Origin of the sequence: Paenibacillus sp. FSL R5-0636 (assembly GCF_037974255.1) — a bacterium.
GTDB lineage: Bacteria > Bacillota > Bacilli > Paenibacillales > Paenibacillaceae > Paenibacillus_AQ > Paenibacillus_AQ odorifer.
The window spans coordinates 3,934,105-3,951,440 of sequence record NZ_CP150232.1; the positions used below are offsets into that span (position 1 = coordinate 3,934,105).

Annotated in this window: 16 protein-coding genes; 2 read left to right on the plus strand and 14 right to left on the minus strand. The window is 44.1% G+C overall.

Annotated elements, in window-relative coordinates; genetic code table 11:
- Nucleotides 1-77: 77 nt before the first annotated feature.
- Nucleotides 78-542, minus strand: coding sequence for a low molecular weight protein-tyrosine-phosphatase (locus tag MKX34_RS17950; protein WP_076296768.1), 465 nt, complete (start codon nt 540-542; stop codon nt 78-80).
- 165 nt (nt 543-707) lie between these two features.
- Here MKX34_RS17950 and MKX34_RS17955 point away from each other — a divergent pair, with 165 nt between their 5' ends.
- Nucleotides 708-1,349 carry a thiamine diphosphokinase gene (locus tag MKX34_RS17955; protein ID WP_076296516.1) on the plus strand — a complete coding sequence of 214 codons (642 nt, stop codon included), beginning with the start codon at nt 708-710 and terminating at the stop codon, nt 1,347-1,349.
- 295 nt (nt 1,350-1,644) lie between these two features.
- Nucleotides 1,645-2,145 (plus strand): C40 family peptidase, encoded by a 501-nt coding sequence (locus MKX34_RS17960; protein ID WP_036687694.1) that lies wholly within the window; start codon nt 1,645-1,647, stop codon nt 2,143-2,145.
- A gap of 45 nt (nt 2,146-2,190) precedes the next feature.
- On the opposite strand, the gene MKX34_RS17965 is transcribed toward MKX34_RS17960, so the two are convergent.
- From MKX34_RS17965 to metH, 13 genes are all read right to left on the minus strand, one after another.
- Nucleotides 2,191-2,910, minus strand: a complete 720-nt coding sequence (locus tag MKX34_RS17965; protein ID WP_076296515.1) for a response regulator transcription factor — start codon at nt 2,908-2,910, stop codon at nt 2,191-2,193.
- Nucleotides 2,911-3,026: 116 nt separating this feature from the next.
- On the minus strand, nt 3,027-4,067 hold the full coding sequence (locus MKX34_RS17970; RefSeq protein ID WP_076296514.1) for a ThiF family adenylyltransferase: 1,041 nt from the start codon (nt 4,065-4,067) through the stop codon (nt 3,027-3,029).
- Between the two features lie 73 nt (nt 4,068-4,140).
- Complete coding sequence (locus MKX34_RS17975; protein ID WP_076296513.1) at nt 4,141-5,694, minus strand: ABC-F family ATP-binding cassette domain-containing protein; 1,554 nt, start codon at nt 5,692-5,694, stop codon at nt 4,141-4,143.
- A 114-nt stretch (nt 5,695-5,808) separates the two neighbouring features.
- The gene (locus tag MKX34_RS17980) at nt 5,809-7,302 is read right to left on the minus strand and encodes a serine/threonine-protein kinase (RefSeq protein ID WP_081383887.1); all 1,494 of its coding nucleotides are present in this window, start codon (nt 7,300-7,302) and stop codon (nt 5,809-5,811) included.
- A 123-nt stretch (nt 7,303-7,425) separates the two neighbouring features.
- Nucleotides 7,426-8,493, minus strand: coding sequence for an SAM-dependent methyltransferase (locus MKX34_RS17985; protein WP_036687700.1), 1,068 nt, complete (start codon nt 8,491-8,493; stop codon nt 7,426-7,428).
- On the minus strand, nt 8,490-9,272 hold the full coding sequence (locus tag MKX34_RS17990) for an ATP-binding cassette domain-containing protein (protein WP_076296766.1): 783 nt from the start codon (nt 9,270-9,272) through the stop codon (nt 8,490-8,492). The genes MKX34_RS17985 and MKX34_RS17990 overlap by 4 nt, the downstream gene beginning before the upstream one ends.
- Nucleotides 9,272-9,595 carry a thioredoxin family protein gene (locus MKX34_RS17995; RefSeq protein ID WP_038571558.1) on the minus strand — a complete coding sequence of 108 codons (324 nt, stop codon included), beginning with the start codon at nt 9,593-9,595 and terminating at the stop codon, nt 9,272-9,274. The genes MKX34_RS17990 and MKX34_RS17995 overlap by 1 nt, the downstream gene beginning before the upstream one ends.
- Nucleotides 9,592-9,936: a cyclic-phosphate processing receiver domain-containing protein gene (locus MKX34_RS18000; protein ID WP_036687703.1), complete on the minus strand. Its 345-nt coding sequence runs from the start codon at nt 9,934-9,936 to the stop codon at nt 9,592-9,594. Before MKX34_RS18000 ends, MKX34_RS17995 begins: the two co-directional genes overlap by 4 nt.
- Nucleotides 9,937-9,939: 3 nt before the next feature.
- Nucleotides 9,940-10,797, minus strand: a complete 858-nt coding sequence (locus tag MKX34_RS18005) for a deoxyribonuclease IV (protein WP_076296512.1) — start codon at nt 10,795-10,797, stop codon at nt 9,940-9,942.
- Entirely contained in the window at nt 10,787-11,602 is an 816-nt protein-coding gene (locus MKX34_RS18010; RefSeq protein ID WP_036687706.1) for a DNA-formamidopyrimidine glycosylase family protein, read from the minus strand. Before MKX34_RS18010 ends, MKX34_RS18005 begins: the two co-directional genes overlap by 11 nt.
- Before the next feature lie 45 nt (nt 11,603-11,647).
- Nucleotides 11,648-12,436: a TIGR01457 family HAD-type hydrolase gene (locus MKX34_RS18015; protein ID WP_038571566.1), complete on the minus strand. Its 789-nt coding sequence runs from the start codon at nt 12,434-12,436 to the stop codon at nt 11,648-11,650.
- A gap of 293 nt (nt 12,437-12,729) precedes the next feature.
- Complete coding sequence (gene rnz / locus MKX34_RS18020) at nt 12,730-13,668, minus strand: ribonuclease Z (RefSeq protein ID WP_036687710.1); 939 nt, start codon at nt 13,666-13,668, stop codon at nt 12,730-12,732.
- A gap of 143 nt (nt 13,669-13,811) precedes the next feature.
- On the minus strand, nt 13,812-17,249 hold the full coding sequence (metH, locus tag MKX34_RS18025) for a methionine synthase (RefSeq protein WP_076098764.1): 3,438 nt from the start codon (nt 17,247-17,249) through the stop codon (nt 13,812-13,814).
- Nucleotides 17,250-17,336 lie beyond the last annotated feature (87 nt).

Genomic DNA, 17,336 nt, shown 5'->3' on the forward strand with positions numbered 1-17,336 from the left:
TTGCGCTTACAGTTTAATCCAGCGAATTTCCTTAATTTACTTTAATACTAATCAGAGAGGGCTGGAACCCAACCGGGTTACAGCTTTTCTCTTATCACCATTTCAAGCAAAACGTCACAGCCTGCATTGATTAAATCATATACCTGCTCAAAATTCCCTGTAAAATAAGGGTCTGGCACTTCTCTCAATTCTTCCTCAGGCAATAAATCCATGAAGAACAAAAGCTTAGCCTCTTCCCCACCAGGAACCTTTCGAACATTCTCTCCATTAGACTTGTCCATACAAACGATATAATCAAACTTCTGAAAATCCTCGCTACTGACCAAACGCGCTGCCATATTTGCATAACTAATCATGTTTTGATCAAGTATACATCTAGTCCCTTCATGCGGTTCCTTACCAATATGCCAATCTCCAGTTCCCGCACTGTCAACCAGAATCTTATGTGAAAGCTCTCGTTCATCAATCTTATGGCGCAGAACTGCCTCCGCCATTGGTGAGCGACAAATATTACCCAGACATACAAATAGCACGTTTACGATTTCATTCACCTCCCAATTGTTAAAACATAAGTAAATATGAATTTATGCACATAAAAAATCGCACACTATCATTTTAGCGTTGTCTTGGTCAATTGTGCAACTTTTCAATCTGCATTATACTGGGACAGGATAACCAACTAGAGTTTTAGAGGAGGAATGGATGTTATGCCATCCAAACGTGTCGTTATTTTTGCCGGTGGAGAACTATCTCCGGATTATTTCGCTCTATTAGATGAAGAAGATTTTATTATCGGTGCGGACCGGGGTGCATTATTCCTAATCTCACATGGATATATACCAGATATTGCAGTAGGTGATTTTGATTCTGTATCGCCTGAAGCTTTTCAGGATATTCAATCCAAAAGTAAAAAAACCATCACTTGTGATGCCGTAAACAAGGATTTAACCGACAGTGAGATGGCGCTCGATATTGCGATGAATCAGCAACCTGATTCTATTTTACTATTAGGAGTTACAGGCACTCGAATTGACCACTCCTTAGCCAGCATTCAAATGATGACAAGGGCTCTGCAACGTCAAATCAATTGCTACGTCATGGATTCTAATAACTATGTGACACTTACCGGATCCCAAACAGCCATTGAAGATTTGGGCTACACCTATGTATCTTTGCTTCCATTAACTCCTGAAGTAACAGGGATTACATTAGAAGGATTTCAATATCCTTTGAATGACGCCACTTTAAAGCTAGGCCAATCTCTAGGTGTAAGCAACAAACTGATTTCCTCCACTGGAACAGTTAGAATACGTAGTGGATTATTGCTGATTATCCAGAGCAAAGACTAAATACATAGTGATATAGAAACATCCTTGTAACTTTTGTTTTAAAATCAAAAAGCCGATAAATCCTTTATATATCAAGGGGTTTACGGCTTATTTTATTGTCCAAAATATCAAGTTATTAATTTTTTGTAACTTTTAATGAATTTTTAATAAAACGTTTACAACCTAGGCCCAGCCTCACTTTATTGCTGCTCTACCAAATTTTATGACATAGATAACCTGCTATACTACGAATCAGGCAAGCAAGACAAGACACAGCAAGACAGATTGATATACTAACTTTGGAGGTACTTACAACATGAATAAACAACAATGGATAAAAAAAGCGATTGTCATAGGAATGGTTACTACGATGGGCTTAGGAACAATGATGGCAACAGGCGTAGGCGCAACTAAAGTCGAAGCCGCTACGGTGTCCAAAGGACAAAGCGTTGTCAATTTCGGGAAAAACTATATGGGAACTCCATACAAATTCGGAGCATCTACTTCTACTACTAAGGTTTTTGATTGCTCTTCATTTATGAAACATATCTTTAAAAAGTATAATGTATCATTACCCCGTACAGCTGCAGCTCAATCAAAAGTAGGAACTTCTGTTTCCAAAGCAAACCTTCGTGTGGGCGATCTTGTATTCTTCTCTAGCGGCAGCAGAGCAACTGGTAAAAATGTAACTCACGTAGCTGTTTACGCCGGAAACGGTAAAATTCTGCACACTTACGGTAAACCAGGTGTTACGGTTTCTGATCTTAATTCTGGTACATGGAAAAAGACTTATCTAAAGGCTCGCCGCGTACTGTAAACAACAGCTCTATAGTAGAGTCTTTTCTATAAAAGAGAATAAGTCTCAGGATGTGGTGCTGCCTTCGGGCACCCTCATTACATATCCTGTTCCGCGAACAGTGTGAATTAACTTGTTCCGGTACCCTTTATCAATCTTTAAGCGGATATGCCTAATGTATACATCTACAACATTGGTATCTGCATGGAATTGATATCCCCATACTTGTTTGAGTATTTCCTCGCGGGAACATATAATCCCTCGATTCGCAGCGAGATAATATAGAAGATCGAATTCTTTATGCGTCATCTTAAGCTCGATCCCTTCACGGGTGACCAGCCTGCGGCTGGGATCGAGCATTAAACCATCCACCTTTAACAGATGTTTTAAATTTCGACGCCGACCCGTGAGGGTTAATAAATTTAGAATTCTACATTTGAATTCACCGGTATGTAGTGGTTTTGACATAAAATCATTCCCCCCGGCTAAAAAGGCCGCAACCGCTCCGTTACCCGATAACTCTTCGGAAATCACCATGACCGGAAGAATCATTCCCTCATCTCTTACTGCGGAAATGATTTTCCATCCTTCCCATGTTCCCACCTCGCCTAAATCAGCAAGCAGCAATACCGGTTCTACTTCAGAAATGGATAAGCGAAGATCTTCGGGATCTTCGCTTTTTGTTATTTGCAGACCGATATCATTAAACACTTTTTCTATAGCGATTCGCTCTTCTTCTCCTCTTTCGTTTCCCTCGGACATATACCATATCAGTTGCTCACTCACAAAGATCCCCCGTATCCATCAGACATGCATCAGCATCCCATTAATAGATATAGAATCCCCGGAAAGCAAAGAGACCATTCCTAGGAAATGGTCTGAAGATCAGTTTATCTTGCTTTTTAACCGAAATATCGATGATAAAAGCTACGGGCGGCGGCAATATCCTTCGTCCCATGAATCAATGCCCGGCCATCTGCGAAGATCACCATCCGGTAAGGACCTTCTTTAAAGGAAATTAGATAAGGATTGCTCTCTACCTCACCGTCTCCTAAACGAGACAAGCGGCTGGCTGTTTCCTGCAGGTTAAGGCTCTGCGGCCGGGCAGGGCGGATTTGTACGGTATCCCTACCACAAAGCACATCACTTCGTTCCGTATTCAAGGCTGTTAGATAAGGGTAGATCGGATGAGTCCCACAAGAAGGGCAATTCTCCTTTTTGGCACTTTTCACTCCAATTTCTTGATGTTCATTACGCCATACATCGAAAGTGAGCAGTTTATTTCTTAATTGGTCCTTTCGGTTACCGAGAAGCTTTAACGCCTCAGCTGTAGCATTTGCAGTAACCAATTGCACGGCCTGTGGAAGAATACCCGCTGTATCACAGGTATCTCCCCCTAGTGGGACTGTACCTAAAAGACAATGAAGACATGGCGTTTCTCCAGGCAAAATCGTATATGTAATTCCATAGCTTCCTACACAAGCTCCATAAATCCAAGGGATATTATTCTTTTGGGCAATATCATTAATGATGAGACGTGTATCGAAATTATCGGTCCCATCCATAATCAGATCCACCCCTGAGATGAGTCCTTCCAGTTCTTCCTTCCGCACATCCATAACATGCGCTTCTATGACAACCTCAGAATTAATCTGCTGCAGTCTGTTCTGGGCTGCTATGGCTTTCGGAGCTCGCTCCTGTGCATCCATCTCGGTATACAGCTGTTGCCGCTGCAGGTTACTCCACTCTACATAATCGCGATCAACGATAAGGACATGCCCAACACCACAACGGACCAATGTCTCTGCAATCCCTGTACCTAACGCACCCGCACCAACCACAAGCACTTTTGATTTTGCGAGCCCTTGCTGTCCTTCAGTACCAAATGGCGCGAAACGTATCTGTCGTGAGTATCGATCTTCTCGCCCGGCGTAATGAAACATACATTATCTCCTCCCCATATCCAAAAAGCGGAGAACAGCAGGATGTCTGCTATTCTCCGGATTTATGATTATTCTATACTTGTACAGCTGACCACTGCTCAACATCCCAAATTTTCGTAACCCAATCTTCATAGAAATCAGGTTCATGGGATACAAGCAGGACTGTGCCTTTATATTCTTGCAAAGCGCGCTTCAGCTCTGCTTTAGCAATAACGTCAAGGTGATTGGTAGGTTCATCGAACAGTACCCAGTTGCTTTCACGCATCAAAAGCTTACAAAGACGCACCTTCGCTTGCTCCCCACCGCTCAGCATACTAAGCGGACGTGTAATATGTTCATTTTTTAGACCACAGCGAGCCAGATGCCCACGAACTTCGTTCTGAGTTAAACTGGAGAATTCATTCCAGACATCCTCAATAGGCGTAAGACTAGCTGCTTTCACTTCTTGTTGGAAATATGCAGGGTTCAGATAATCCCCAAGATAGGTTTTGCCGCTGTATGTTGGGATCACTCCCAGAATAGTCTTCAGCAGTGTAGATTTACCTACACCATTGCAGCCAACAATAGCAATCTTCTCCCCACGTTCAATGACCATATTTAGCTGTGGCAGCAGCGGACGATCATAACCAATCTCAAAATCAATTCCTTCGAAGACGGTTTTGCCGCTTGCCCGGCTCTCTTTAAACTTAAAGGTCGGCTTAGCAGCTTCTTCAGGACGATCAATTCGGTCCATACGATCAAGCTGCTTCTCACGGCTTTTTGCCCGGCCTGAGGTTGAAGCACGCGCTTTATTCCGTTGGATGAAGTCCTCTTGTTTTTTGATAAAATCTTGTTGTTTCTCATAGGCACCGATATGCTGGTTTTTGTTCATCTCCGCCATATCAAGGAATTTCTCATAGTTCGCCGTGTAACGGGTCAATTTACCAAACTCCAAGTGATAAACGACATTAACGACTTTATTCATGAACTCAGTGTCATGGGAAATCAATATAAATGCATATGGGTACTGTTTCAAATAGTTGGTCAGCCAATCGATATGCTCAACATCCAAATAGTTGGTAGGCTCATCAAGCAATAGTACATTGGGTTTCTCAAGCAAAAGCTTTGCCAGCAGTACTTTGGTTCTTTGACCACCGCTAAGAGAAGCTACATCACGATCAAGCCCAATCACGGACAGGCCTAAACCATTTGCCATTTCCTCCACTTTTACATCAATCAGATAGAAATCTCCGATGTCCAGTTGTTCCTGAATGTCCCCCATCTGCTCCAGTAGTACTTCTAGTTCCTCAGGCGAAGCATCACCCATCTGCTCTGTGATCTTCAGCATTTCCTGCTCTAACTCAAGCAGTGGCAGAAAAGCGTCCTTTAGAACATCGCGAATCGTTTTGCCTGGTGTAAGAATCGTATGTTGGTCCAAATAACCGTAACGCACCCGAGGGGTCCATTCTACTTTACCATTATCCTTCAAAAGCTTTCCTGTCAAAATATTCATTAGCGTCGATTTACCAACGCCATTTGCTCCAACAATTCCAACATGTTCTCCTGGTAACAACCGGAAAGACACGTTCTTGAACAACGTCCGATCCCCAAAATTGTGGGAAACGTCTTCTACAGTAAGTAAACTCATAAATTCTCCGCAAGCTCCTGTCTATACTTAAATAATGCGTAAATCAAATCACGTATAAATATATATTTTATCACACTTTAGCGGAACACTGAATTAAATGTTAGTCCCAATAGCCTATCTTAAGAAAAAACCACGGCGTTTTCCATCGTTTCGTTCGCCCTTAATGTCCCCTAATAGCTCAGCAATTACATCTGCCAACTTCCCTTTTTGTAAAAATGGATCTTGCTGACACGGTAAATTATAAACCCTATCTATACCTAAAGAATTTCGCAACAGTTCAACAGATTGCTGTTCAGCAAGTGGTAAACCCACTCTCCAATCCCGTTCAGGCTGCAGCCCCTTCCTCCTAATCCATAATAAAGTTTCCTCCAGTCGCCAATCTGCGCCAGAAGCAATTAGAATGGGAATATCGCTATGTTTGATTTCTTCCAGCGCTCCATCAAATCCACCCGTGCCCAGATCTAATACCACAAATTGATAAGCCCCTCTCATAAGCTCTGCTACATCCCCATGGTGAGGTCGCTTCCAGTAATGAACCTTCCTCCAGGAAAATACAGACTCAGAGCTCTCAGCAGGAACTGAAGCACTCTGCACATCAAGCATATTGTGCATGCGATCATAAACCGATGAATCCGGTGATAGATCAACCCAAGCTGTTGAACCGATCTGTGCCAGATAATCACTAATCGCAAATGAAGTATGTGTTGTTCCAAGTCCCGGCCCTACCCCAAGTAAGGCGATCACTTTAGCTTTCCGTTTATCAACTGCTAGGGGTACAGACACTGCTGAATGATTACCTTCATCCATATCAGCCTCCAAATGAACCAGTGCTTGAATAACAGCTGTTGCCTCCTGATATCTTTCCTCCGGATGTGGCCGTAATAAACGTCTAATTATCGGAATAAAAGCTGCGGGAACTTGGTCACGCAACTTGTTTTCCATTCCTGACTCCCAGTGGCTGCATAATCCTCCGGTAGCCATATATAAAAGCAACGCACCAAGACCATATAAGTCAGAAACCGGTTGACTCTGCCCATTCCCATACTGCTCAGGAGCCGCGAATCCTACCGTACCAAGCTTCACCGTATCTTCAGCGATGCCTTTTCTAAAATTTCGAGCGATTCCGAAGTCGATTAACATTAATTCTTTTTGCTTAGTTAACATAAGATTGGAGGGCTTTAAATCACGATAAACAATGGGCGGATGATGACCATGCAAATATTGCAGGACTTCTAAAAGCTGTTTAGCAATTTGTAGGATGAATTCACAAGGCAAAGGTCCGGGATTATCCCTCATCAGCTGACTTAAAGTTATCCCTTCAATATAATCCATGACTAAATAAGAATACCCTTCTTTATCCGAAAGATAGTAATCAACAATACGTGGAAGCCGCGGGTGATCCAGCCCCATTAGCATCTCCGCTTCCGCTTCAATGTCCGAATGCAGCGTTGCTGAGCTAACACTTTCTTTTACAGCCCAACGTTTCCCCTTTAAACGCAGATCCTCCGCAAGATAAACAATACTCATTCCACCAGTTCCAATCTGGTCAATAATTCTGTATCTGGCTTCCATTATCTGCCCTACCCCAAGCTTCGATGCAAAATTCACTGAACTTCCCCCTTTTTCACATAAAAAAAAGAGAAAGCTTCCGCCATTAACGTTGTTACCGCAGATTACGATAACGTTAATAACGGGATGCTTTCCCTTAAGATTTTTAAATTAGGATCTTACCTAGTATTTAATCATATAAAGCGTGATCTCGTCACGATTATGAAACAGCTGCTTAGCCCGCTGAATCTGCATACGTTCGCCCTCAAACATTGCAATGATCTCTTTGATCATCGCTAGAGGTTTCTTATGCATCAGCTTTACGGTCACAATCGCTGTTCCGCCTGGTGACAGGCTGTGCAGCAGCCCGGTTACAAGCTTTGCCATCAGCTTAGGACTCCAGCTCATATCACATACAAGCAGATCAAATTCATTATCGCGGAATTTCACTTCTCCGGCATTTTTGCGCAGGATCTTCAGACCCGGGTAATTACGCAGCGATTCATGCATCAAAGCAGGGTCAACCGCTGTTACCTTCATTCCACGCTCCAGCAAGAAAGAAGTCCAGCCCCCTGGAGAGGCGCCAATATCAAGCGCATTACGGAAGCTGTAAAAAGGAATAGCGAACTCCTTCTCCGCTTCCATCAGCTTGAACTTAGCACGTGAGATTTGTCCGTCTTCCTTGCGGAAGCGGATTGCACCGCCATTCCAGCCGGATAGATTCTCTTCTGGTCTGGACACTCCTGCATATAAGGCATTCCCGTCTGCGTAGACAGAAATGACCCATGCCGGATCTTGTACTGTAAATTCTGCACCCAAGCTTTGCAATTGCTCCTGCAGCCATTCACGAAGTTCGCCCGGACTTTCCTGCCAGAAGGAGGGATCCCCTTTACGAACATTTAGGGATACTTTCTCCCCCTCTAGCTCACTGCGGCGGCTTAAATACACAGCCAAACGCTGTAGTGCTTCCATGGTTCCTTCATCCTGAAACTGCACAGGCTGTATATGACGAAGGAAAATAGGCAGATTCTGTGTGAGCAATCGTGATACTTCCTCGGGTTCAGACTGCAGGGTGGCGAGAAAGATTTCTCCCGGCAACAGCAGCGTACTCTTCACTGCGCCGAACAAGCGCCGAAGCTCTTCCTGAGCATATGGCGCAAAGCCGTGATTAGCTGTACAAATATATCGGGAGTACACTATTTCTTCCGGAGCAGTGGTCTGCTCTTCGTTATCATGTCTTAATTCGTTCAAATCGTTTTGCCTCCAGGTCTAATTTTAATCCAGGGACGACCGCTATCCCATTCTACATCAACAGGAATATCATAGGTGGCCAAGATCATTTCTTTGGTTAATACTTCTTCTTTCAGTCCGGAACCAGCTAGCTTACCGTCGCGAATTAAAGCAACATGTGTAAAAAGCGGGACAATTTCTTCCACATGATGAGTTACATAAACAACGGAGACATTACGTTGTCTCAGCTTATCTACTTCAGCCAGCATTTTTTCTCTTTCGTACAGATCAAGACCTGCACAAGGCTCGTCCATAATCAGTAGTTTGGGGTCAGCCATAAGACATCTTGCCAGCATTGCTTTTTTTCGCTCTCCCTGTGACAAGGTTCCAAAAGGATGAAGTGCCATATTGCCCAGATTCATATCCTCTAGCAGGCGGATTGCCTTCTCCTTCACTTCGTGTGGAATGCTCTCGTAGAAACGCAAATAAGCGTAAGCTCCTGTAGCGACAACCTCCCACACCGGATCATTTAAAGACATCTTCTCCATTAAGGAAGGACCAATATAACCAATTTCTTTACGAACCTCGCGTAAATCACATTGACCATATTTATTCCCCAATACCTCAACAGTTCCTTTGCTAGGGAATAAATAACCTGTCATAATCTCCAAAATTGTTGTTTTGCCAGAACCATTCCGTCCCAAAATGACCCAGTTTTCGCCTTCCTTAACTTCTAAGGACACATCGTCCAAGATTAGGCTTTCTTCTCTGCGCAGAGATAAATGTTGTAATGAAATGATCATGATATAACACTCCTTATGTATTCCAGAATCCGCTCAACTGAAACCATTGAATAATAAATATGCGGATCCTCTATCCGGTCAGCAGAAGCCACTAGTAGAGCAGGAACACTGGTAATACGGTATTGTTGTACCAGATTAGGCAACATGTTCACATTTCCAGCAACCATTTGGAGTTCAGCAGGCAACAGATGTGCCGCCACTTCCAACATGCGTTCTGTAGCCTTACAGGTACCACACAGCGGAGTATGCAAAAACACTACCAGCGGTTCTCCCGGTCTCGTGAGTATCTCCAGTAAATCCGCTTCATTCATTTCCTTCATTTTAGTCCCGTCTCCCCAGCGATATCATGAAGCTTATCAGAACTCAGGGGACCATTAAACAAGCGCATCCCCTCAGGTTTAGCCGCGTATAAGATTTCATACATTTCTTTTCTCCCTAAAACGCTGGAGGTGTGTAGATAGATTTCACAGGGGTACAGTCCTTCCAGAACAATCCGTCTAGCCACTTCCCCACCTGAATAATCATCCGGTCCCATATCATAATCTAACGATAAAATACCGACCTCACACTCACGCAGCATCAGAAGACATTCTTCTGTTGTCCGGGCTAAAGCAAATCCAAGCGGACCTTTACGGAGATCGTCCATATAGATATGAATCACTTTCTAGCCCCCCGCTTCAAACCAACTGCGAACAGTAGCTATTTCATTCCGATGACTGCCATCTGGACCCTTTTCAGTTTCCAAAACAACAGATGTTTTACGTAATGGATCAGAAGTTATTAAGCTTTCAAGACCCTTTTCGCCGATAAAACCTTTTCCTATTCCAGCATGCCGGTCCCGTCTTGAACCAAAGGGAAACTTAGAATCATTAAGATGAACAGCTACAAGATGCGGCCAAAATCCAAGCTGGTTTCCTCGTTCAAGCAAGTCTTCCGTATGCTCAGGATTCCAAATTCCTGCTGCAAAAGCATGACAGGTATCCAGACAAAATCCAATCTTCTCGGGAAACTGGCTAAGCTCACGAACCTTCACCAATTCTTCAAGTGTAATCCCTTCGGTACCATGGTTGCCCGCTTGATTCTCAATTAGCAGCTTGGCGTTACCTTCCCAGGACTGCAGCGTCTCATTCATACATTGTATAATATTTTGATAGCCTTGTAACGGCTCCATTCCAGCAAAATGTCCAAAATGAACAACAATACCTAAGGAACCGCAGGCTTCAGCAATTTCCAGATCATTAAGAAGGGAGTCTACATACACCTTTCGAGGGGTTGCGTCATCCCTATTCGCAGCCATATTGATTGCATAAGGGGTGTGGGCGATAGAGGTGATTCCTTTTTCTTGGCAAAAGAGTGCACAATCCCTTGTATCTCGAATATCAACCGTCTTTAGCTTCAGACTGCGCGGATTTTTCGGAAAATATTGAAAACTTGTTGCACCGCTCTCCCAAGCAAATCGGGCAGCTCTCCCATATCCACCACGAATGCTGACATGAGCCCCTATTTTGGGTTTAGGCTTCATGCTGACAGTCTGGACAATAAAATACTTTGCGTCCAGACAGCTCTGTTTTGATAATCGTTCCCCCATCGCGTAGGCAAGGCTCGCCCTCACGGTCATAGACTTTACATTGATCATTATAGGAACCCGTAACCATGTCACCTGTCATAAACGGCATTTCCATGTATCCGCCGATCTCTGTCGCATCAGTTAATACTTTTTGAATGCTTTGATACAGACGGGAAATGGCTTCAGGTGATAAATTTTGTACTAAAACTGAAGGCAGAAGCCCAGCGTCAAAAGCAATCTCATCCGCATAACAATTTCCAATACCCGCCATTACATGCTGATTCACTAACAGACTTTTTAACGCACCACGCCGCCCTTTTAATATTCCTGCAAAACGTTCCGGCGTCATCCGTCGATCCAGCAGTTCAGGTCCAAGCTTACCCATCGTTGCTTCGCTTTCCTTCACGGATACTAAATGTAAGAACCCTAACCGCAGGCCCATAAAATAAAGGATCTGATCACCAAATGCGATTTCTACTTGCGTATTACGATCCGGCCGCTCTTCTTCTGAACCATAAAAAAGCAATCCACCCAGCATTAAATGCAATAGTAATCTTCGTCCATCATGGAGATGAAACAAAATGTACTTGGCGCGCCGCTCTACAAAAACAACACGCGCACCGATCAAGGCATCAATGAAAGCTTCTGTTTCCATGTTAATTGTTTTTTCTCTGTTCACAATTACATTAGTTATCGGAACATTTATAATACGCTGGCTAAGCAGCTGTCTATAATTCTCCATTTCCGGCAATTCTGGCATACTCATCGTCCCCTCTAAGTTGGTGAAGTAATAAGACCCTAGCTATTATACACCGAGAAACATTTTAAGTTCAGCTAAATCGGCACATATTTCATCGGGAGTGATCCCTGTGATACTTTTATAGTGCTCCAGATTCTCTGTAGTGGTTAAACCGGTAAGAACAAGGATTGTACGACAGCCCGCATTAACACCGGCAGCGATATCCGTACGCATATTATCCCCAACAACAGCAGCATGTTCAGGTTGAATTTTCAGAAGATCTGTCGCATATTTGATCAGATGCGATTCAGGCTTACCGATCACTACTGGCTTCACACCACTGGCAGCCTCAATTGCTGCACCGATCGTACCCGCACCCGGCATAACCCCATCATCTGATGGTAACATTAAATCTGGATTGGTGAGCACAAACTTTGCCCCGCTCAAAATCCAACGCGAAGCTTGAGCTAACGAAGCATAATTAAAAGAACGATCGATACCTTGCACCACATAATCAGGGGATTCTGTGACGATTTGGAGCCCTGCCTCAATGCAAGCCATACGCAGTCCCTCTTCTCCAAGTATCGCCACTGTAGCCCCGGGTGATTCCTCAGCTATGTAACGTGCGGCTGCCATAGAAGAGGTACATACCTCCTCAGCTTTCGCCTCAATTCCCATTCCACTTAAGTGGGCAGCAACGTTAGCTGCCGTACGCGATGAGTTATTGGTAACAAATAAAAAAGGGATATCCGCTTCACGAAGAGCCTTTATCAGCAGATCAGCACCGGGAATCATTTTATGCCCATGGTACAATGTACCGTCTAGATCAATCAATAATCCTTCAATTTGTTCCATCACTAACCCCTCAGTTTCCATAATAAATTTAATTAATATAATAAATAAATAATAGTATTAACAAACTCGCAGCCTTTGCCCTGCTTGGATTTACAGGCATACTCAAGCCCTTTAGGTGGAAGATATCACCTACTGATTTTCGGCAATATGTCCAGCCATTCGTTCGTCTTTTACTCCGTGATTACTTTAAATCTAACACACTTCGTCGAATGAAATCGAACAAGCGTCCCATCCAGCATTTTTTAGCATAGCACTGTCATTTCCTGCGCTTTCCCGGAAAATAATCATTCCCCCTATTGCCCATTTAGTCTGCGAGGTACCGGATATGCATTAAATTCCTCAGCTAATAATGTCTCAGGGAATATGAGTTCAGCTTCCTCAAGCAAAGGAATTAACTCTTCATGCGAGCTGTAACGAGAACTGAAATGAGTCAGCAACAGCTGTCCTGCTTTGGCTTCTTTTGCTAACTCTGCAGCCTGACGCGCTGTACTGTGATGATATTGATACGCCATGTCAGCCAGATCATGGGCGAAGGTTGCTTCATGAACAACAAGGTCTGCATTAAGAGAGAGTTCTAAGGCTCCCGAACAAGGTCTTGTATCCCCAAGGATAGTAACAATACGTCCTCGTTTAGGTTCCCTGACAACATCAGCAGCACAGATTCGTACACCTTCATCCGTAACAACATCTTCACCTTTTTTTAATTTCCCATAAATCGGTCCCGGTTTTAAACCATAACTCTTAAGCAATTCCGTATTGAGGCTTCCGGGACTATCCTTTTCCGTTACCCGGTAGCCATAGCTGTCAATGCGGTGCTCAAGTAATGCAGCTTCAACTTTAAAGCCATCATCCTCGAATATAGTTCCTCCTGTATGCTCCACAATCTCAATCTTATAAGGAATTCGGGATTGGCTCACAGCTAAGGAGATCTCTAGGTATGCTTTTAATCCAGGGGGGCCGTACACCGTTAACGGCGCTGTCCCTCCCTGATAACCACGACTTGATAATAGACCTGGAAGACCAAATAGGTGATCACCATGCAAGTGGGTAATGAATAGCTTTTCCAGCTTTCCTAGCCGAATCGGTGAACTAAGAACCTGATGTTGTGTACCTTCCCCACAATCGAACATCCAAATACTGCGACGTTCTTCCAGCAGTCTTAATGTAACGGACGTTACATTACGTTGTAGCGTTGGTACACCTGCATTAGTACCTAAAAAATATAAATCCATTCTTTTTCCTCCCTTCTACTTATTGGCTCAACCATCTCTTTTCAATTCTAAACGACCTTCTTCCAGCAAAAAACCCCCCAGTTACGGGAGGTTCCGCTGAAAGGGATACAATCCCCTACAGACCAGGTATATAAATGAAAGAATTACAGCTTCTCTACATTAAAATACTGCGCTTCTGGATGGGCAAATACCATAGCCGAAACGGAAGCTTCGGGCTCCATCATAAAGCCTTCTGTAAGGTGAACACCGATATCCTCCGGAGATAACAACTTAAACAGTGGACCTTGATCTTCTAAATCCGGGCATGCAGGATAACCAAATGAAACACGGATCCCTTGGTATCTTGCCCCATGTCTTTGCTTCATCGTCATATCCGCCGGATCTGGGAAACCCCAAGTATCGCGCATCATATGATGGACACGTTCTGCCAGTCCTTCTGCCACTTCAAGTGCAACCGACTGCAAGGCGTGTGAACGCAGATAATCTCCGCTTTCTTTCAGCTGAGTAGACAATTCACGTACACCGTGACCTGCTGTTACAACTAGGAATCCAACATAGTCCATAATACCACTGTCAACAGGTTTCAAGAAGTCCGCCAAGCACAGATGAGGCTCTACCCCTTGTCTTGGGAAAGTAAAGGTATGCAGGATCTCGGACGTATTCTGTGGATTATACACTATAATATCATTCCCTTGCGATTGTGCAGGGAAGAATTGATACATAGCATGTGGAGTAATGGTACCCTCTAGCATCGCTTGATGGAGAATATCGTCTACGGTACCCTTCAGTTCAACAGTCCGCTGATCTCCAGCAGCTAATTGGGCTTCTACAGAACCCCGTAACCCCAAATGATGACCCAGCAGCATTTGCATATTCACATAGGGGATAATATGCCCCAATGGATAGTTACGCAGTACGTGACGTTCTAAATCCGGTGGAACAAAAACAGGTGCATCTGGAGATATTTTGGAACGCACTGCTCTGGTTAGTTTCGGCAGTTCTTGCTTAGGCGCAACCGCAACCGCTGCTTCTGCCTCCACACGAATTTCCTCGGCAATCTTCTCCCGTTCTTCAGGGTTCATAAGCCGATTGGCAATATCCAGCCCGTCCATAGCGTCCTTAGCATACAATACTAGGCCGTCATATTCTGGACGAATACGGGTCTTCGTAAATTTACGGGTCAAAGCTGCGCCGCCAACCATAATCGGAACATCGATCCCAGCTGTACGTAAATCCTGAGCGGTGAGCACCATCTGCTGAGCAGATTTTACAAGCAGCCCGGACAATCCTATCGCATCAGCTTTTTCTCGACGGAAGGCTTCGATAATGGTCTCTGGTGGTACTTTTATACCCAAATTAATGATCTGATAACCATTGTTGGAGAGGATGATCTCCACTAGATTCTTACCAATATCATGCACGTCCCCTTTTACGGTCGCCAGCATAATTTTTCCTTTAACCGCTGTCTCATCCTTCTGCATAAACTGCTCTAGGTGATTCACAGAAGCCTTCATCACTTCAGCGCTTTGCAGCACTTCAGCAACAATCAATTCATTATTGTTAAATAACCGGCCGACTTCCGACATCCCTGCCATCAGCGGTCCATTGATGATCTCCAGCGGACCAGATTTAGTCAATGCTTCATTTAGATCAGGAATGAGTCCTTCCTTCGTACCTTCAACCACATAGGAGGCTAAACGTTCTTCAAGTGACAGGTTGGAAATCTTCTCTTTTTTCTCTACTTTTTTACCACGGAAAGCAGCTACAAAAGCAGAAAGCGTCTCATCATTCGTATTATAAATCAGTTCCTCAGCAAGATGACGTTCTTCGGCAGGAATGGAAGCATACCGCTCCACTTTCTCTGTATTTACGATCGCATAATCTAATCCAGCTTTTGTACATTCATAAAGGAATACTGAGTTCAACACTTCACGTCCCGCTTCCGGCAATCCAAAGGAGACGTTGCTGATGCCCAAGATCGTATGAACACCTGGAAGTGCTTCCTTGATCAAACGAATGCCGTCAATCGTTTCTTTTGCTGAACCGATATATTGTTCATCTCCGGTTCCTACAGGGAACACCAGCGTGTCAAAAATAAGATCTTCTCCTGCTAAACCATACTTGTTCACTAGCAAGTCATAGGAGCGTTTAGCCACTTCCAGTTTATCTGTCGCCTTAATTGCTTGTCCCGTCTCATCGATGGTACCCACAACAATAGCTGCGCCATATTTATGAATGATCGGCGTCACCAGCTCGAATTTCTCTTCACCATCTTCAAGGTTAATAGAGTTAATTATCGCCTTACCTTGGCAGTACTGCAAAGCTAAATCAATAACCTTAGGATCGGTAGTATCGATCATCAGAGGTACTTTAACCTTTTTTACAACCAGTTCTAAGAAAAGCTTAATATCTTCAATCTCATCGCGGTCAGGGTCTTGTACACACACGTCAATAACCTGTGCCCCACTCTTTACCTGAGCTCGGGCAATTTCTGAGGCTTCCTCATATTTACCTTCGACGATAAGACGTTTGAATTTACGAGAGCCAAGTACATTCGTACGTTCACCAACCATGTAAGGACGGTTGTCGTTCTCAATATAGATAGGCTCAATACCTGAAAGTGCAGGTGGATGATTACCTGCCAGCGGGCGTGGAGGATATTCGGAAAGTGCTTCCTTCATCGCACGGATATGCTCTGGTGTCGTTCCACAGCAGCCCCCCGCAATATTCAGCCAGCCTTTTTCAGCAAAGGCTGCAATCTTGCGAGCTAAAGAATCTGGAGATTCATGATAATGTCCATTCTCATCCGGCAATCCTGCGTTTGGATAACAGCTCACGGCTGCCGAGGAGATCTCCGAAAGCGAACGAATATGATCCCGCATGAACTCTGGACCAGTCGCACAGTTGAGGCCCATAGAGATAGGCTTCAGATGTTCTAATGAGATATAAAATGCTTCAATATTCTGACCCGCCAGTGTAGTACCCATTGGTTCAATTGTTCCTGAAATCATAACCGGTAATGTGATGCCAGTCTTTTCAAAAGCATTACGAATACCAATACTTCCAGCTTTAACGTTAAGTGTATCTTGAGAGGTCTCCAGCAGCAAAACATCTACTTTACCGTCGATCAATGCCACTGCTTGTTCCTCATAGCTATCAACTAGCTCTTGGAAAGTAACGCCTCCAGTTACTGAGAGCGTTTTTGTTGTTGGACCCATAGCCCCCACGACGTATCGCGGACGGTCAGGTGTGTCATATTTGTCTACTGCTCTGCGAGCCAACTCTGCTGCCGCTAGATTGATCTCACGTGCGCGCTGAGGAATATCATATTCAGCCAGTACAACAGAGGTTGCACCAAATGTGTTAGTCTCAATGAGATCAGCCCCTGCTTCGAGATACTGCTCATGAATCGTCTGAATGACTTCTGGACGTGTTAATACCAGCATTTCATTACAGCCATCCAGCTCATCGCCACCAAAATCTTCTCCAGTAAGAGGCACCTGTTGGATCATTGTGCCCATTGCGCCATCAAGGATCAAAATCCTTTGTTGTAAGCTTTCCTCAAGTGTATATTTAGCCAACTAATAGTCCCCCCAGTAAAACATTAGAGTAAGTTTAGCAGAATAAAGGAATTTCGAAAAGCCTTCCTTTCCACTCTGCTTTATCTG